Origin of the sequence: Phenylobacterium sp. (assembly GCF_036402295.1) — a bacterium.
Lineage (GTDB): Bacteria > Pseudomonadota > Alphaproteobacteria > Caulobacterales > Caulobacteraceae > Phenylobacterium.
Genome location: NZ_DASWTE010000122.1, coordinates 1 through 2,192, shown reverse-complemented (window position 1 = coordinate 2,192; position 2,192 = coordinate 1). Strand labels below are relative to the sequence as shown.

The 2,192-nt window shown below is 68.8% G+C and carries 3 protein-coding genes; 2 read left to right on the top strand and 1 reads right to left on the bottom strand.

Going from position 1 to position 2,192, the window contains the following annotated elements:
* A partial coding sequence (locus VGD44_RS07575) for an aminotransferase class I/II-fold pyridoxal phosphate-dependent enzyme (protein ID WP_331085502.1) occupies positions 1–486 on the top strand: 486 nt, incomplete at its 5' end.
* A gap of 206 nt (positions 487–692) precedes the next feature.
* On the top strand, positions 693–1,481 hold the full coding sequence (locus tag VGD44_RS07570; RefSeq protein WP_331085500.1) for a KilA-N domain-containing protein: 789 nt from the start codon (positions 693–695) through the stop codon (positions 1,479–1,481).
* A gap of 47 nt (positions 1,482–1,528) precedes the next feature.
* Here VGD44_RS07570 and VGD44_RS07565 read toward each other — a convergent pair.
* A partial coding sequence (locus tag VGD44_RS07565; RefSeq protein WP_331085498.1) for a helix-turn-helix transcriptional regulator occupies positions 1,529–2,192 on the bottom strand: 664 nt, incomplete at its 5' end.

Here is a 2,192-nt window from a genome sequence, read left to right as displayed (position 1 = left end):
ATGTTCGGCCTCACCGGCTGGAAGGTGGGCTTCCTCTGCGCCGCGCCGGCGCTCACCCACACGCTCGCCCGCACCCACCAGTTCCTGACCTTCACCACCGCCCCCAACCTGCAGGCCGCCGTCGCCTGGGGCCTCGGCCATTCCGACGCCTGGTTCCGCGACATGCCCCGCGACCTGGAACGGTCCCGCGACCGCCTGACGGACGGCCTGCGTCGCGAGGGCTTCGCCGTCCTGCCCAGCGAAGGCACCTACTTCCTGAACGTCGACCTCGCGGGCTCCGGCGTCACCGAAGGCGACCGCGACTTCTGCCTGCGGGCGGTGAAGGACGCTGGCGTCGCCGCCATCCCCGTCTCGGCCTTCTACGAGGCGGACCCGGTCACCCGCATCGTCCGCCTCTGCTTCTCCAAGGCCGACGCGACCCTGGACGAGGGCGTGAAACGGCTGGCGAAGGCGCGGGAAAGCCGTTCTTCGACGCCATCCAGGTGAACGACGAGGGGCGATCGTTTCGTTAGCGGCGCAAGGCGCTGTGGATAAGTGGTTTCGGCTGTCCACCGCCCTTCCACAACTGAGTGGCCCAGGCGCCCCGGAAAACGGCCTTGGCGTCGATTTCTCTTTCTGTTCTCCGGCCGGAATCTCGTACCTTGGTCCTGCATCGAGTCGGGTGCGCGTCCTTCCCCCAACTGGAACGCTGCATGATCGCCGAAACCTCGAAGTTCCCCGTCATTCGCGGCCACACGATTCACGTGGATGAGCGCGGCTTCGTTTGCTTGAACGACAACTGGCGAGCCGCAGGCTTCTCGGCCCGCCAGACGCCTGCCGAATGGAAGGGCCTCCCCTCCACGGGGCTCCTTATCATCGCGATGCTGGAACGACACTCGGGAAGATCCGGCCCTAGGAACTACAATCCGGCGTCGGTCATCGTGACTCGTAAGGGCAAGGGCGGGGGCGTGTTTGCCGTGGTGCACTTGGCGATCAAGTACGCCGAGTACCTGAATGCCAAGTTTGCGCTGGAGGTGGCGGACGTCTTCCTTCGCTACAAGGTCGCCGATCCGACGCTCGCAGATGAGGTGCTGGAACGGGCCTCCCCAGAGGCGAATGAGTGGGCGGCCAAGCGTGCGCTCGCCCGCGCTGGTCGCCGTCCCTTTACGGACACGCTGCAGCGCCATGGCGTGCGCGCCCGGATGGAATTCGCCCGCTGCACGGACGCAGTCTACATCGGCCTCTTCCGCAAAACGGCGCGGCAACTGAAGTCGGCCGAGGGCGTCGACTCCAACCTGCGAGACGCGATGGATGGGGTGGAGTTGACGTTCGTTGCCGCTGGGGAGGCGCTTGCACGCGAGCGGATTGAGCAAACGAACTGCCAGGGCGCTGTCGCCTGCGAAGCGGCCACGCTGCGCTCGACAAGCTTCTTGCGCGACGCTTTGGAGGCTGAGAGGCGTGACCGAGTTGGCGCGCAGCAGTCGCTGGTGCTGCCCCGCTAGCGCGGTCAGTAGCCTCATCTGCGCTCGCAACGCCGGTCGGCAGGCGCTCAGGGCTTGGCCCGCCACCGCGCCGGCGTCACCCCGAACGCCTTCTTGAACGCGGCGATGAACGCACTCGGGCTCTGGTAGCCGGCGTCGAGGGCGGCCTCGGTCACCGGGGCGCCGTTGCTGAGGCTGACCACCGCCTGCTGCATCCGCGCCCGGCCGCGCCAGGCCTCCAGCGAGAGCGTGGTCTCGGCCAGGAACAGGCGCTGGAGGGTCCGCAAGCTCGCGCCGGCGTGCGGGGCGAGGTCGGCCAGCGAGGCCTCGGCGCCCGGCTCGGTCAGGATGCGATCGGCGAACGCGCGGGCGCGCGGGTCGGTCGGGAGGGGCAGCTGGAACGGCACGGTCTCGGCCTCGGCGAGGAGGTCCAGGAGCAGGCCTTCGATGCGGGCGTGGCCCGGGTCGTCCGCGTCCAGCATGCCGATCTGCACGACGTGCAGGATGAGTTCCTTCAGCAGCGGAACCACTTCGATCGCCCGGCAAGCCGTCAGCCTCGGATCGTCTGTGGCGATGTAGAGCGTGCGCATGGCCACGGTCCCGCGCATCTCGATCTCGTGCGGCACGCCGCCGGGCGCCCAGATCGCCCGCGTGGGCGGCGCCAGCCACGCCGCGTCAGGCGTCGCCACCCGCATTGTGCCCGTGGCTGCGTAGACGAGCTGCGCCCACGGA